Source organism: Paractinoplanes ovalisporus, from assembly GCF_016834655.1.
GTDB classification, from domain to species: Bacteria; Actinomycetota; Actinomycetes; order Mycobacteriales; family Micromonosporaceae; genus Actinoplanes; species Actinoplanes ovalisporus.
The window spans coordinates 340141-353929 of record NZ_JAENHP010000002.1 but is presented as its reverse complement, the minus strand read 5'-3'; the positions used below and the strand labels follow the sequence as shown (position 1 = coordinate 353929).

The following is a 13789-nucleotide window of genomic DNA, read 5'->3' as shown; positions in this document are numbered from 1 at the left end:
GGCATAACCCGCCCTCCCAGGGGGTTCCCCCGCCACTTCTCATTCTTCCCGTTTTCGGCGATCTTCGGAGACCCGCCTGTGGACAACCGAGGATTGTGGACAACGCCCGCGCCCCTGGCGAAAAGGCCTAACCTCGGGGTCCACCAGTTCGCTCCACCGAGGAGGGCCATCGTGGCCGGCACCAGCAGCCCCCGGATGATCGTCGCGTCGACGGCGATCGCCACCGCCAACCCGAGCCCCATCATCTTGATCACCGGGTCCGAGCTGAGCACGAAGCTCGCGAAGACACACACCATGATCAGCGCGGCCGACGTGATCACGACGCCGGTGCCGGCCAGCCCGTCGCGCACCGAGGCCCGGTTGTCCCGGCGGCGCTGCCACGACTCCCGCACGGCGGTCAGCAGGAACACCTCGTAGTCCATCGACAGCCCGAAGAGCAGCGCGAACAGCATCATCGGCACGTACGCCTCGATCGGCACCGGCCCGTCCAGCCCGGTGAGCTCCACGCCCCAGCCCCACTGGAAGACCGCGGTCAGCACGCCGTAGGCCGCCCCGACCGACAGGAGGTTCATCAGCGCCGCCTTCACCGCCACGACCGGCGCGCGGAAAGCCACGAACACGAGCAGGGCGCTGAGCAGAACGACCAGCCCGATCACGTACGGCATCCGCTTGCCGACCTGCTCGGCCAACGCACCCCGGACGGCGGTCTGGCCGGTCACCGCCACGTCGGCCCCGCCCACCGCCAGCGCGTCGAGCCGGTCCACGGTGCCGAGGGTGGCCGGGTCGCTGGGCGCGGTGGTCGGCAGCACCCGCACCGAAGCAACTTCGCCGTCCGTCGAGAGGTGTGCGGGCTGGGCGCTCGCCACACCGTCCACGCCCGAGACCGCTTCGGTCAGCGACGCGAGCCGCGGGTCGGTGGCTCCGGTCGCGGGCGGTTCCAGCGGCAGCACGACGGTGAGCGGACCGTTCACGCCGGGCCCGAAGGCGGACGCCATCGCCTCGTAGCCGGCGCGGGTGTCGGAGCCGGCCGGGTCGTCGCCGGGGTCGGTCTGCCCGAGTTCCATGCCGACAACCGGGGCCGCGAGCGCCAGAAGCACGACGACGCTCGTCACCGCGTACGGCCAGGGCTTGCGCGTCACCCGATCGGCGAGCCGCCCCCAGAACGAGCCGGCGGGCCGCGCGGCGGTGCGGGGTGCGCGGATTCGGGGGCCCAGCAGGGTGAGCAGCGCCGGCAACAGGGTTGTGGCGGTGGCTACGGCGACGATCACGACCAGGCCGGCGGTCCAGCCCAGCGTGGCCAGGATGGGTACGCCCGCGACCGCCAAGCCGCCCAGGGCGACCACGACCGTGCCGCCGGCGAACACGACCGCGCTGCCTGATGACGCCACCGTGGCGACGATCGCGGCAACCGGGGATGTCGACGTTGTCAGCAACGCGCGGTAGCGGGTGACCAGGAACAGCGCGTAGTCGATGCCGACGCCCAGACCGATCATCGTGCCGAGCGTGGTGGCGACGCCGGGGATGCCGGTGAGATGGCCGGCCAGACCGATCGCGCCGACGCCGCAGACCAGCGTGATCAGCGCGGTGAGCAGCGGCAACGTGGCCGCCAGCAGGCCGCCGAAAGCGATCACGAGCACGACCAGGGCGACCACGATGCCGATCGCCTCGCTGCGGCGCGTGTCGGCCTCGGGGCGGGCCAGAGCGCCGGCGGGCAGCACCTCCGCGCCCTCGACGTCGGCGGCGGTCAGCACGTCCTCGGTCAGACGCTGGGTCACGTCGCGCGGGCCCAGATCAAAGGAGATTTCCAGGTACGCCGTACGACCGTCGCCGCTGACCACCGGCTTGCCCACCGAGGCGACGTGGTCGACCTCGGCGATCCGGCGGGCGGGGGCGGCCAGGTCCGGCAGATCGCCGGCCGAAGCGGGGGCGCTCCCGGTGGCGGGGAAAGTCCGGTAGATCACCTGCCCGTTGGCGTTGCCCGAGCCGGAGAAGTGCGCCTCGAGCAGGTCACGCCCGTGCTGGGCAGTGCTTCCGGGCAGCGTGGTGTCCTCCTCGGTCGGCCGCCCGAAACCGGCGACCAGCCCACCCACGGTGATCGCGACGAGGAGCCAGGCCCCGAGCACCACCCAGGGACGCCGCGTGACGAACCCGGCCAGCCGCGCCATCACCGCGTGCAACGGCCCGTCCTCGATCGTGCTCACATCCCACCCCCGTAACCCTCGGACCGGCAGAACCACATAGAGGCGGTGCCGCCCACCACCGGGCCCGCTCTCACGACCCACCCCCGCAACGCTTGATGCCGGTCGTGGCGGGCCGGCCGGATGACGCCAGATCACCGGCGGCTTTCAGGTCGGTGCCGGCGACGGCCACCTTCAGGCCGTCGGGGGTTGCGCTGATCTCCCGGTACGCGAGCCCGGCCGGCAGCGTGGGCAGGTCGACGCTGCGGCCCGCCCGGGCGGCCTCGGGAAGTCGCGTGGCGGGCACCCGCAGCCCGAGTCCGCGCAGTTCGACCTCGGCCGGGGTGACAACCAGGGCGTTTCCGCGCAGCGCGAGGTCGGCGTACACCGTCGCCGGCAGGCTGAGGCCACCCATGCTGACGTCGGCCTCCACCACCAAGCGGCCCGCGGCGTCACCACCGGCGATCCGGGCCTGGCCGACCGACGGCCCGGCGGCGCCTCCCCCCGAGAGCCCACCCCCGCCGAAGAGGCCCCCACCGAGGAGGCCACCGGCTCCGGAGCCGGACCCGGGCTCAGAGCTGGAACCAGGCTCGGGTTCGGAATCGGAACCGCCGCCGGCATCGCTGTCCGATTTGTCCCCGGCGCCCGCTACGCCCAGGCCGGCCAGCGCGCTCCATGCCACCGTCGCCTCGGCCGAGATCGAGCGGGCGCTCAGCCCGCCGTCCGCCAGTTTCAGGTCCTGGGCGGCGACGGCGACGTGGCTGAGCGTCGCCTTACCGGCCGTCACGTCGTCGGCGGTCACGCGCACGTCGTCGAGGCTCCGGGAAACGAGCTGGGTGACGGCCGGGAACCCGCCCAGCGTCACCTCCGGAACGTCGGACAGCCCGGCCGCGCACTTCAGCCGGGACGCCACCTGCCGTTCGACCACTTCGGCGGCCACCCGGTCGGCCACCAGCGGCACCACGACCGCGGCGGCCGCCACCGCCCCGAGGATCACCTTACGTTTTCTGATCACCCGGGAGAGCCAACCGCCCCGGCACGACGGCCCGATGCGAGCCGGATGAGAGTTCGAGGTGAATCAGCCGGGCCGGGTGAGGAGGTGGATCAGCCGGGCAGGGTGAACCAGACGGTCGACCCGGCTATCCCGGCCTCGCCGCCGTGGGCGTGCACCACCTCGGCCACGATCGCCAGCCCCAGCCCGGCTCCCCCGGCCGCCGAGCGGGCGGTGTCGGCCCGCCAGAAACGGTCGAAGGCGTGCGCGGCGGCGTCGGCGTCCAGCCCGGGGCCCTCGTCCGTGACCTCGACCCGCACACCGGACTCCCCGGCCACTACCCGGACGAGCGCCGCGGTGCCGGGCGGGGTGTGCGCCCGTACGTTGGAAAGCAGGTTTGCCATCACCTGGCGCAACGAGTCGGCGTCGCCGGTCACCGTGAGCTCCGCGGGCCCGACGACGCTGAGTGGCCGGTCCGGCTCCACCGCCTGCGCGTCGGCCACCGCGTCACGCACCAGGGCCGCCAGGTCGACGGGCGCGCGGGCGGTCACCGGCGAGGCGTCGAGGCGGGCCAGGTAGAGCAGCGACGTCACCAGCGACCCCATCCGCGACGACTCCTCCTCGAGCCGGCGCAGCACGTCCGGACGTTCGCGCAGGTCGATCACGCCCGTACGGATCAGCTGCAGGTAGCCCTGGATCGAGGTCACCGGCGTGCGCAGCTCGTGCGAGGCGTCCGCCACGAAGTCGCGCATCCGCTGCTCGGAACGGGCGCGGGCGGCCAGCGCGGCCTGGATCCGGGCCAGCATCCCGTTGATCGCGAGGGTCAGCCGTCCCACCTCGGTGCGGCTGGCGCCGGCGGGTTCGGGCACGCGCCGGTCGAGCTGCCCGTCGGCCAGGTCGGTGGCGGCCGCGGCGATCGCGTTGAGCGGCCGCAGCCGACGGGTCACCAGCAGGCGGGCGAGGAGCATGAGCAGCGCCAGGACGCCGAGGGAGGCCAGCCCGGCGACCAGAGCGAGCTGCCGCACGGTGTCGTCCAGCGGCTTCAGCGGCAGCGCCACCAGCAGGGTGACGTTCTCGTGCCGGACGACGACCGCGCGGTATCCGTTGACGTCCTGCGGATCGGGGTCGTCGAGGCGGGCGGTCTCGAGCAGGGGGCGCGGCGGGAGCGGGGCGCCGGCCACGATGCGTACGGTGCCGCTGTCGCCCCTCCGGATCTCGATCACGTATTCGGTCACCGAGATGACCTCGCGGACGGTTTCACCCCGGACGGACGGGTCGACCACCAGCAACGCCGCGCGCGACTGACCGAGCCGGGCCGCGCCCGCGAGCTGGTCGTCGGTCTGGCGCAGCAGGTAGGCGCGCATCGCGAGCACCGCCGTCACGCTCACCGCGAGCAACGCGGCCGTGGTCAGCCCGGCGACGGCGAGCAGCAGGGAACGGCGGAGCGTCACGGCCGACCGGCGCGCAGCGCGTAACCGAACCCGCGATGCGTCACGAACAGTGGCGGGCCCAGCCGGTCGAGTTTGCGGCGCACGTAGCCGACGTACGTGTCGACGACGTTGGACGCGGCCTCCAGGTCGTACTCCCAGACGGCGCGCAGGATCTCGGCCCTCGACAGCACGCGGTTCGGGTTCTCGAGGAAGTAGCGCAGCAGCTTGAGCTCGGTGGGCGACAGCTGGACCGGGTGGCCGGAACGGCGTACGGCAAGCGTGTCCTGATCGAACTCGAGGTCGGCGTAGCGCAGCACCCGGTCCGGTTCGACCGGGCTTCCCGTACGCCGGAGGACCGCCCGCACCCGCGCGAGGAGCACATCGACGTCGAACGGCTTGGTGATCCAGTCGTCCCCGCCGTACGCGAGGCCGGCGATCAGGTCCTCCCGCGCGTCCCGGGCCGTCAGGAAGATCACTCCGAAGTCGTAGCCGTCGTCGCGCAGCCGCCGGCAGAGGTCACGCCCGTCGCCGTCGGGCAGCATCACGTCGAGAAGCACCAGGTCGGGGCGCTGATCGCCGGCCCGGGCCATCGCCTGCGCACCCGTGCCGGCCGTGTCGACCGCGAACCCGTGGAACGACAGCACGGTGCTCAGCATGTCCACGATGTTGGGCTGGTCGTCGACCACCAGGATCCGGGCGCTCATCTCGCGACCCATCAGACCACGCCCGCATGAGAGCACGATGAGAAGCATTAGTCTTCGGGCATGGATGACAAGACTGTGCTGAGCCGGATCCACGGCCTGGTCGACGAGGAGCACAAGCTGCGCACGCAGCTGGGCAAGGGCGAAATCTCCTCGGACGAGGAACACGCCCGGCTGAAGGAGTTGGAAGAGGCCCTGGACCAGTGCTGGGACCTGCTCCGGCGCCGGCGTGCCGCCCGCGAGGTGGGCAACGACCCCAACGCCGAGCAGGCGCACAGCGTCGGCGAGGTCGAGGGCTACCTGCAGTGAAACGGCCTCGGCCGCGGCCGCCGGGTCTTCGGCGGCCGCGGTCCGGGCTTCGTCCGGCGGGTCATCTCAGGCCCGCTTCATAGAGCAACCTTTCCAGCAGTTCGTCCGCGTCCACCTCGAGGCCGCGCTGGGTGAACCAGGCGGCGACGTTGCGGACGTCCCGGGCGATGAAATCGGCGCCCTGCGGGTTGGCGACCACGTCCACGATCTGGGGCAGGTCGATGAGCACCAGCTGCCCGTCGTGCACCAGGGTGTTGTACGGGGACAGGTCGCCGTGCGCCACCTGCGCGCGGGCCAGCACCGACAGCGCGTCGGTCATCTGCCGCCACAGGTCGGCCAGTTGGTCGCGGCCGGCCCGCACCTGCGCGAGCCGGGGCGCCGCCTCGCCGGTCTCCCAGTCGCCGATGAACTCGAGCATGAGCTCGGTGCCGATCAGCTGCACCGGGTAGGGCACCCGCACCAGGCCGCTCTCCTGGCCCACCTGCCAGAGGTGGCTGAGCGCGCCGAACTCGGCCACCGCCCACTGCCCGGCGATCATCTCCTTGCCGAACGAGCTGCGGTTGGCCATGGCCCGGTTCTCCCGGGACCGGCGCACGCGGCGGCCCTCGAGATAGCCGGCGTCGCGGTGGAACAGTTTGTGGTCGCCGTCGCGGTAGCGCTTGGCGGCGAGCATGCTCACCTTGTCGGTGTCGGGAACGGCCCGGCGTACGAGGTAGACGTCGGCCTCTTTGCCGGTCTTGAGCATGCCGAGCTCGGTGTCGACCGCGCCGTATTCGGTGCGGACCCACTCGGGCCACGGCTTGGGGCCCTTGAGGGAACCGTCCCAGGTCGACCAGCGGTCACCGGTCTCGGGCAGGTCGGGGTCTTCCTTCAGCTGCGGCTCGAGCCGCCCGCGCTTCAGGAAGTCGGGTTCGTCGTCGTCGAACTTGCGGCGGCCGCGGCGCATGGTGGCCGGGCCGAAAGAGTCGTGCTCGCGCACTGGAGGGTCTCCTTGGAGAGAGAAAAACGGGGAATCCGGGCAGCGGACATCGCAACGACAGCCATGGACTCGACCTCCTTCTCTCTCGCGAGACCCCGCGGGCCTCACCGGAGCCCTGTGCGGGCAACGGGCACACTCTCCCGGAGCCGCCCGGGCGGGCGCAACTGATTTATTCGGCCTCGATGACCAGCGTTGCTCGCCGGCTCTTATCGCGCGGCGGCCATGATGGCCGAGATCCCCTGGATCACGTTGCCGACCACCTTGGTCGGGGCGAAGCGGTTGTCCACCCACTCGCGCCCGCGGTGCAGCCACACACTGGGCAGCCCCATGGCCGCGGCGCCGCCGATGTCGGCCTCGGGACTGTCGCCGACCACCCAGGCGCCGCCCAGCCGCATCCGCACCCGCTGCGCGGCGAGCGCGAAGATGCGCGGGTTCGGCTTGCTCACCCCGGCGCGTTCCGAGATCACCCAGTCGGCGACATAACGGTCCAGGCCCGTACGGCGAATGCGGCTGTCCTGAATGTCGGCCTGCCCGTTGGTGACCACCACCGGAACCAGTCCCGCGTCGCCGGCGATCTGCAGCGCGCACCCGACCATCGGGTCGAGCTTCTCGAACGCCAGCGGGCCCTCGTGCAGTTCCTCGACGAGGTCGATCGACGGGACGGCGAGCTGGTAGCGGTCGCGGATCAGGTCGGCCAGGTCCCAGCGGGAGGTCAGGCCGTCGGCATCGACCGAGAGTAACCAGTCGAGATCGTCCTGTGCGGCCCCGATCTCATCGAGGAAACCCTTGGCCCACAGCCTGAACGCACCGCTGCGGTCAAGCAGGGTGTCGTCTAGGGCGATCAGGACGAGGGGCACCCGGGCACTTTACGTGAGCGGAAGGGGCAACGAGTAGTCCAGGCTTGTTAACAACTTACGGCCGGGATGGGGGAATTCGCGCCATCCGCCCGTGGGGTGCACCCATCTGACAAGACGTACGTACGGATTGCATGCGAAAGGGAGCACGTGACACGATCCAGTACGTGCCCCGAGTAAGTCAGGACCAGCTGGACGCCCGCCGCCACGAGATTCTCGCGGCGGCGCGTGACTGTTTCGCGCGGTTCGGCTACGAGGGTGCGACAGTGCGGCGCCTCGAGGACGCAACCGGGCTGTCCCGCGGTGCGATTTTCCACCATTTTCGTGACAAGGAATCGCTCTTCCTGGCCGTGGCCGAGGACGACGCGGCCGCCATGGTCGAGACGGTCGCCCGCAACGGCCTCGTTCAGGTGATGCGCGACCTGCTGGAACGGGCCGGCGGCAGCGAGGGCGACACCGCCGGCTGGCTCGGCACCCAGCTCGAGGTGTCGCGCCGGCTGCGCACCGACCCCGCCTTCGCCAAGCGCTGGACCGAGCGGTCGGCCGCCATCGCCGACGCCACCCGTGAGCGCCTGCAACGCCAGCGGGAGGCCGGTGTGCTGCGCGATGACGTGCCGGTCGAGGTGCTCACCCAGTTCCTCGAGCTCGCGTACGACGGTCTGGTGCTCCACCTGGCCACCGGGCGCCCGCCGGGCGAGTTGAGCCGGGTCCTCGATCTGGTTGAGGACGCCGTCCGAAGGGCCTGATCACGGACGTTGCGCGCGCCTGCACAATGAGGCTCACAGAAGACATACGCGCAGGGAGGTCCAGCCCGATGAACGACACCTGGGGAATCTCCGGCCCGACCTTTCTCACCTGGTTCATCGCCGCCGGCGTGGCGATCGCGATCATCGCCGCGTTCCACCGCCGGTCGCTGTTCCGGGGCGACCGCGGCGCCCGGGTCGACAACCTCGGCCCGCAGCAGGTCGCCTATCTCAACGGTGGTGACCGCCTCGCGATCTACGCCTCGATGGGCGGCCTGCGCGCGGCCAACGCCCTGGGCACCGGTCCCGGCCGCACCCTCGTCCAGACCGGTCCGCTGCCCGGTGGGGTGACCCCGCTCGACAGTGCGATCTACAACGCCGCCGCCCGCGGTGTGCGCACCCGTGACCTGCCGAACGACCAGTGGGTCGCCTCGGCCCTCGAGCAGCTGCGCGACAACCTGGAACGCAACGGCCTGGCGGTCGGCGCCGGTCAGATGCGCGAGGCCCGGCTCTGGGTGATCGGCGGTCTGGCCCTGGTGGTGGTCGGCATCGCCCGCATCCTGGCCGGCATCGACAACAACAAGCCGGTGCTGTTCATGGTGTTCGCGACGATCGGCGCCTTCGTCCTCACGCTGACCCTGCTGCGCAGCCGCCGCTACGCGACCGACTCGGCGATGAAGTCGATGCGCGACCTGCGTTACAAGCACAACTACCTGGCCCCGAGCAACAGCCCCTCGTACGCCACGTACGGGGCGACCGGCGCGGCGATGGGCGTGGCGCTCTACGGTGGGGCGGCCCTCTACTCGATGGACCCGGCGTTCGCGGCCGAGGCCGAGGTCCAGCGCATCGCGGCCACCGGCGGCGCGACCGGCAGCTCCGGCGGCAGCGACGGCGGAAGCAGCAGCTCGTGCAGCAGTTCCTCGTCCTGCGGGGGTGGCAGCAGCTGCGGCGGTGGAGGCGGTTGCGGTGGCTGACCGCCTTTCCCCGCCCGTCTTTCCCTCGTACGGGGTCGGGATCGGGTGGCGGCCCGAGATCGGCGGCTTTGTCGAGGGGTTGCCCGGGCTGCGCTTCGCCGAGGTGGTCGCCGAGTCGGTGCACGCGCACGGCGAGCTGCCGCCCGGGCTCCAGATCCTGCTCGACCGCGGTGTCACGGTCGTCCCGCACGGCGTCCGCCTCTCGCTGGGCGGCGCCGAGCCGGTCGACCCCGATCGTGTCGAGCATTTCGCGGCCGTGGCCGAGCGGCTCCACGCCCCGTTGGTCAGCGAGCACATCGCCTTCGTACGGGCCGGGGGTGTCGAAGCCGGGCATCTGCTGCCACTGCCCCGTACGCGGGAAGCGGTTGACGCCGTGGTCGCCAACGTGCGGCGCGTGCAGGGGTCGTTGTCGGTGCCGATCGCGTTGGAGCCGATCGCCGCGCTGTTCGACTGGCCCGACGAGGAACTGACCGAGGCCCAGTTCATCAGCGAGATCCTGGAGAAGTCCGGGGCGCTGCTGCTGCTGGACATCGCCAACGTCTATGCGAACGCCCGCAACCGCGGCACCGACCCGCTCGACCTGCTGGACAACCTGCCGCTCGACCGGGTCGCCTACGTCCACGTGGCCGGAGGCGCCGAACATCAGGGCCTCTACCACGACACCCACACCGACGAGGTTCCCCAGCCCGTGCTCGACCTGGTGACCGAGCTGTGCAACCGCCACCGCCCACCGGCGTTGATGCTGGAACGCGACGGCGACTACCCGCCCGCCGCCACCTTGGCCGCCGAACTGGACGCGATCGCCAAGGCCTCCGGCTACCCCGCAGTCACATGACCACCCCTTCCGAATCGGGCCCGGCTGACCGTGGCCCGGTCGATCCCGCCGTTGCGCCGGGCCTGGCCGCTCGGCAGGCGGCCCTGGTCGATGCGCTGACCGCCGGAAGCCCCATGCCCGAGGGCATCGACCCGTTCAAGTTCGAGGCCGCCCGGGTCGCCCTGCTGCGCAAACGGGCCGGCGAGGTGGCCCGCCAGTGGCCCATGCTCGCCGCGGCGTTCGGCGACCGCTGGAAGCACGAGTTCGCCACCTGGGCCGCGACCCGCCCGACCCAGGGCTCCCTGCGCGACGGCTGGGACATGGCCCGCTCCCTGGCCGCCCGCAACGCCCTACCCGCCGCGGCCGCCGTGGAGCTGGCCGAGCGCGAGGCCGCCTGGCACTACAACGGCACCGAGCCCCCACGCTCCCGCCGCACCCCCGCCCTCCACTCCACGGCCGGTGCCACCACGCTCCAACTGGCCGGCCGGGTCTGGGTCCTCCGCCGCCCCTGACGCATGGGGACCCCGGCCGAGGTCGCCGACGTCGTGTCGTTCCTGGCCTCCGACGGCGCCCGCTTCATCAACGGCGAGCGCATCACCGTGAACGGAGGCCACGTCATGGACTGAACCGTCCGGGCTGCGCCTTCGGTTCTCGGCCCGGTTGTCGGCGCTGCTGGACGAGCCGGATGTGTTGCTGCTGGACGAGCCCACCAATCACCTGGACGGGCCGTCCTAGGCGGGGGCTTTGTCGATGAAGCCGAGGACCTGGCGGATCCGGCCGTCGGCGTCGAGCTCGGCCACGTCGAAGCCGACCACCAGCGGGTCGGTGCCGGCGGGGCCGAGGGTCCAGGTGAAACGGACCTGGTCGTGGTGGCCGTCGACCGGGCCGCCGGGGGCGAAGGTGAGGCCCGGGAACTGCTGTCGCGCGGCGCCGATCAGCGCGTCGAGTGCGTCCCGCCCCTCGACCGCGGCCAACGGGTCGACGTAGCGGATGCCTGCCGCGAACACGTCGTCGATGGCGGCGCGGCGGGCGGCGGCGTCGGGCTCGTTCCAGACGGCCAGGTAGCGGTCCACCACGGCGTCGAAGTCGCTCATTGTTCTGTCCTTCCGTCGCTCTCGTCTGACGGGAAGAACCCTCACCCGGCGGCGGTAGCTGCGTCGATTACCCGCGAGGTAATGGCTGCGCTTCCCGCCCCCGGCTTAGGGTCGGTGGCGCACGGCGAGCCGACGGCGCGGAGCAGCGGGTTCGCTCGGCGGGCGGGTCGGGCGCGGTCGGATCGGGCGCGCGGGATCACGGTGGGGGGTGTGGGCGTGAGTGGGGTCGGGGAGCTGCTGCGGGAGTGGCGGACCGGGCGGCGGCTCAGTCAGCTGGAACTGTCGGTGCGGGCGGGGGTCTCGGCGCGGCACCTGTCGTTTCTCGAGACCGGGCGTTCGCGGCCGACGCGCGACATGATCCTGCGCCTGGCCGAGGAACTGGCGGTGCCGCTGCGGTCACGCAACGAGTTGCTGCTGGCCGGGGGCTTCGCTCCGGCGTACGGGGAAACCGCTCTTGACGGGCCACCGCTGGCGACCGTGCTCTCGTCGTTGCGCGACGTGCTGGCGGGGCATGCGCCCTACCCGGCGATCCTGATCGATCGGCACTGGACGATGGTGGATGCCAACGACGCGGTCGCGCGGTTCACCGGCGGGTGCGCGGCGTGGCTGCTCGAACCGCCGGTGAACGTGCTGCGGCTGTCGCTGCATCCGGACGGCATGGCGCCCCGCATCCGGAATCTGGCCGAGTGGCGCGCGCACGTGCTGCACCGGCTCGACCAGCAGGCCGCGGCGACCGCCGACCCGGTGCTGCGGGAACTGCGGGCCGAGCTGGCGGGATATCCGGGCGGCACCCGGGAGGCGACGTTCCGGCCGGACGGGCTGGTCGTGCCGCTGCGGTTCGACGACCTGACCTTCTTCAGCATCACGTCGGTGCTGGGCACCCCGCTCGACGTCACCCTGTCCGAGCTGGCGATCGAGTCGTTCCTGCCCGCCGACGCCGCCACCGCGGCCGCCCTGCACGGGTGGGAGCGCGGGAAATAGGATCGTCGGCATGGATCTCGGGCTGGCCGACCGCGTGTATGTCCTCACCGGAGCCTCGCGCGGGCTCGGGTTCGCCACGGCCGAGGCACTGGTCGCCGACGGCGCCAAGGCGGTGATCTCGTCGCGCGACCAGGGGCGGATCGCTCAGGCCGTCGACCGGCTCGGCGGTGCCGGGAACGCGGCCGGCGTGGTGGCCGACCTGGCCGAGCCGACCGCGCCGCGGCTCCTGATCGACACGGCGGTGGAACGGTTCGGCCGGTTCGACGGTGCGCTGATCTCGGTCGGCGGGCCGGCGCTGGGCACGGCCGCGTCCCTGACCGACGAGCAGTGGCGGACCGCGTTCGAGACGGTGTTCCTGGGTGCCGTACGGGCCGCCCGTGTCTTCGCCGAAGCCCTGCCCGAGAGCGGCGCGATCGGCCTGGTGCTCTCCACCACGGTCAAGTCCCCGATGCCCGGCCTGGGTCTCTCCAACGGTTTGCGCCCGGGCCTCGCGATGGCCGCGAAGGACATGGCCGACCAGTACGCACCCCGGGGCATCCGCATCGTGAGCCTGCTCCCGGGCCGCATCCTCACCGACCGCAACCGGGAACTGTTCGAGGCTTCGGGCGACGCCGCCGAGGCCGCGTCCGAGGCGGCGGGAAACATCCCGATGCGCCGGCTGGGCGAGCCCGCCGAGTTCGGCCGGGTCGCCGCCTTCCTGCTGTCCCCCGCCGCCAGCTACGTCACGGGCGTGACGGTGGCGGTCGACGGCGGCGTGTTGCGGACCCTGTGAAGCCACCGACGCGGGCCGACCTCGAGACCGCCGCCGGGCGCACGATCCCCGACGTGATCGGCCCCGGACTGCGGGTGTTGTTCTCCGGCATCAACCCGAGCCTGTACTCGGCCGCGACCGGCCACCACTTCGCCCGGCCGGGCAACCGGTTCTGGCCGGCCCTGCACCGGTCCGGTTTCACCGAGCGTCAGCTCCACCCGTCCGAGCAGCTGGAACTGCTCTCGTCGGGCCTCGGCATCACCAACGTGGTGGCCCGCGCGACCGCCCGGGCCGACGAGCTCTCCCCGGCCGAACTGGTCGAGGGCGGTGCGAGCCTGGCCGCCCGGGTCGCCGAGTTCAAGCCCCGCTACCTGGCCGTTCTCGGCGTCACCGCCTACCGGGCCGCGTTCGCCCGCCCCAGGGCCGCGATCGGCCCGCAGCCGGACGAGGTCGGCGGCGCGCCGGTGTGGGTGCTGCCCAACCCGAGCGGCCTGAACGCGCACTACCAGATCGCCGACCTGGCCGAGGCGTTCCACGAGTTACGAGCAGCCGCCGGCCGGTGACCACGTCGCGACCAGGTCGCGGGCGACGATGCGCACCGACCCCGACAGGCAGACGATCTCGTGGCTGCACCCCTCGGGCGCGGGCAGGATCTCGTCGAGGATCACCCCGTATCGCGGAAAGTCGGCCGTGAACTCGCTGACCTCCACGTACCGGATCGTCAGGTCTTCCTCGTGCTTGAAGCAGTTGTGCCGGAACTCCACGATGACGTCGTTCTCGTCGAAGCGGACCTCCCGCAGCTCGAGGTCTTTGACGCACCTCTTGCCATGAAAGTCGTAGTGGCCGGGATCGGTCGCGAAGTCCCGCGCGCCGTGCGGCAGCTCGTCGGCGAAAGACGGAAGGGCTTCCACGTACGGGCGGGGGTCGACCCCGTTGCCCATGCCGGTGAACCGGATGCTCACGTGTTTCATCGCCGGAAGGGTCACACATA

The 13789-nt window shown here is 72.0% G+C and carries 16 protein-coding genes and 1 pseudogene; 9 read left to right on the top strand and 8 right to left on the bottom strand.

From position 1 onward, the window contains the following. Positions 1-143 precede the first annotated feature (143 nt). The 4 genes and pseudogenes from JIG36_RS07625 to JIG36_RS07610 all read right to left on the bottom strand — a co-directional run. Positions 144-2165 (bottom strand): annotated as a pseudogene (locus tag JIG36_RS07625) (MMPL family transporter); the annotation flags it as partial. 106 nt (positions 2166-2271) lie between these two features. After that, on the bottom strand, positions 2272-3192 hold the full coding sequence (locus tag JIG36_RS07620) for an LmeA family phospholipid-binding protein (protein WP_203375329.1): 921 nt from the start codon (positions 3190-3192) through the stop codon (positions 2272-2274). Positions 3193-3281: 89 nt separating this feature from the next. Beyond that, positions 3282-4619, bottom strand: coding sequence for a sensor histidine kinase (locus JIG36_RS53925; protein WP_203375328.1), 1338 nt, complete (start codon positions 4617-4619; stop codon positions 3282-3284). Continuing rightward, a complete protein-coding gene (locus JIG36_RS07610) occupies positions 4616-5317 on the bottom strand; it encodes a response regulator transcription factor (protein WP_438870711.1) in 702 nt (233 codons plus the stop codon). The genes JIG36_RS53925 and JIG36_RS07610 overlap by 4 nt, the downstream gene beginning before the upstream one ends. Positions 5318-5362: 45 nt before the next feature. On the opposite strand from JIG36_RS07610, the gene JIG36_RS07605 reads away from it, so the two are divergent. Further along, on the top strand, positions 5363-5608 hold the full coding sequence (locus tag JIG36_RS07605; RefSeq protein WP_203375326.1) for a DUF2630 family protein: 246 nt from the start codon (positions 5363-5365) through the stop codon (positions 5606-5608). Between the two features lie 61 nt (positions 5609-5669). Here JIG36_RS07605 and JIG36_RS07600 read toward each other — a convergent pair whose 3' ends face one another. Both JIG36_RS07600 and JIG36_RS07595 read right to left on the bottom strand, forming a co-directional pair. Then, a complete protein-coding gene (locus JIG36_RS07600; RefSeq protein WP_438870704.1) occupies positions 5670-6587 on the bottom strand; it encodes a serine protein kinase RIO in 918 nt (305 codons plus the stop codon). A gap of 206 nt (positions 6588-6793) precedes the next feature. After that, positions 6794-7444 carry an HAD family hydrolase gene (locus tag JIG36_RS07595; RefSeq protein ID WP_203375325.1) on the bottom strand — a complete coding sequence of 217 codons (651 nt, stop codon included), beginning with the start codon at positions 7442-7444 and terminating at the stop codon, positions 6794-6796. 164 nt (positions 7445-7608) lie between these two features. On the opposite strand from JIG36_RS07595, the gene JIG36_RS07590 reads away from it, so the two are divergent. The 5 genes from JIG36_RS07590 (at position 7609) to JIG36_RS07570 (ending at position 10598) form a co-directional block, all read left to right on the top strand. Further along, on the top strand, positions 7609-8187 hold the full coding sequence (locus JIG36_RS07590) for a TetR/AcrR family transcriptional regulator (protein WP_203375324.1): 579 nt from the start codon (positions 7609-7611) through the stop codon (positions 8185-8187). A gap of 68 nt (positions 8188-8255) precedes the next feature. Then, a complete protein-coding gene (locus JIG36_RS07585) occupies positions 8256-9158 on the top strand; it encodes a TIGR04222 domain-containing membrane protein (protein ID WP_203375323.1) in 903 nt (300 codons plus the stop codon). After that, complete coding sequence (locus JIG36_RS07580; RefSeq protein WP_203375322.1) at positions 9151-9993, top strand: MbnB/TglH/ChrH family RiPP precursor modification enzyme; 843 nt, start codon at positions 9151-9153, stop codon at positions 9991-9993. Before JIG36_RS07585 ends, JIG36_RS07580 begins: the two co-directional genes overlap by 8 nt. Then, a complete protein-coding gene (locus tag JIG36_RS07575; RefSeq protein WP_203375321.1) occupies positions 9990-10484 on the top strand; it encodes an SCO6045 C-terminal-like domain-containing protein in 495 nt (164 codons plus the stop codon). Before JIG36_RS07580 ends, JIG36_RS07575 begins: the two co-directional genes overlap by 4 nt. A gap of 3 nt (positions 10485-10487) precedes the next feature. After that, positions 10488-10598 carry an SDR family oxidoreductase gene (locus tag JIG36_RS07570; RefSeq protein ID WP_203375320.1) on the top strand — a complete coding sequence of 37 codons (111 nt, stop codon included), beginning with the start codon at positions 10488-10490 and terminating at the stop codon, positions 10596-10598. Positions 10599-10703: 105 nt separating this feature from the next. Here the strand turns inward: JIG36_RS07570 and JIG36_RS07565 are convergent, their stop codons facing one another. Then, positions 10704-11066, bottom strand: a complete 363-nt coding sequence (locus tag JIG36_RS07565; RefSeq protein WP_203375319.1) for a nuclear transport factor 2 family protein — start codon at positions 11064-11066, stop codon at positions 10704-10706. A 216-nt stretch (positions 11067-11282) separates the two neighbouring features. Between JIG36_RS07565 and JIG36_RS07560 the strand changes: the two genes are divergently transcribed. Genes JIG36_RS07560 through mug form a run of 3 tightly spaced genes read left to right on the top strand, consistent with a single transcriptional unit; the run spans position 11283 to position 13361 of the window. Then, positions 11283-12047 (top strand): helix-turn-helix domain-containing protein, encoded by a 765-nt coding sequence (locus JIG36_RS07560; RefSeq protein WP_307872603.1) that lies wholly within the window; start codon positions 11283-11285, stop codon positions 12045-12047. Between the two features lie 10 nt (positions 12048-12057). Further along, entirely contained in the window at positions 12058-12819 is a 762-nt protein-coding gene (locus JIG36_RS07555) for an SDR family oxidoreductase (RefSeq protein ID WP_203375317.1), read from the top strand. Continuing rightward, positions 12816-13361: a G/U mismatch-specific DNA glycosylase gene (gene mug / locus JIG36_RS07550; protein WP_307872602.1), complete on the top strand. Its 546-nt coding sequence runs from the start codon at positions 12816-12818 to the stop codon at positions 13359-13361. Before JIG36_RS07555 ends, mug begins: the two co-directional genes overlap by 4 nt. Here the strand turns inward: mug and JIG36_RS07545 are convergent. After that, positions 13338-13769: a hypothetical protein gene (locus JIG36_RS07545; protein WP_203375316.1), complete on the bottom strand. Its 432-nt coding sequence runs from the start codon at positions 13767-13769 to the stop codon at positions 13338-13340. The genes mug and JIG36_RS07545 overlap by 24 nt on opposite strands. Positions 13770-13789: the final 20 nt, after the last annotated feature.

Excerpts from the sequence above, each read along its gene's own strand:
- JIG36_RS07605 (WP_203375326.1), top strand. The coding sequence starts at position 5,363 with ATGGATGACAAGACTGTGCTGAGCCGGATCCACGGCCTGGTCGACGAG.
- JIG36_RS07585 (WP_203375323.1), top strand. The coding sequence starts at position 8,256 with ATGAACGACACCTGGGGAATCTCCGGCCCGACCTTTCTCACCTGGTTC.
- JIG36_RS07575 (WP_203375321.1), top strand. The coding sequence starts at position 9,990 with ATGACCACCCCTTCCGAATCGGGCCCGGCTGACCGTGGCCCGGTCGAT.
- JIG36_RS07570 (WP_203375320.1), top strand. The coding sequence starts at position 10,488 with ATGGGGACCCCGGCCGAGGTCGCCGACGTCGTGTCGTTCCTGGCCTCC.
- JIG36_RS07565 (WP_203375319.1), bottom strand. The coding sequence starts at position 11,066 with ATGAGCGACTTCGACGCCGTGGTGGACCGCTACCTGGCCGTCTGGAAC.
- JIG36_RS07555 (WP_203375317.1), top strand. The coding sequence starts at position 12,058 with ATGGATCTCGGGCTGGCCGACCGCGTGTATGTCCTCACCGGAGCCTCG.
- JIG36_RS07545 (WP_203375316.1), bottom strand. The coding sequence starts at position 13,769 with ATGAAACACGTGAGCATCCGGTTCACCGGCATGGGCAACGGGGTCGAC.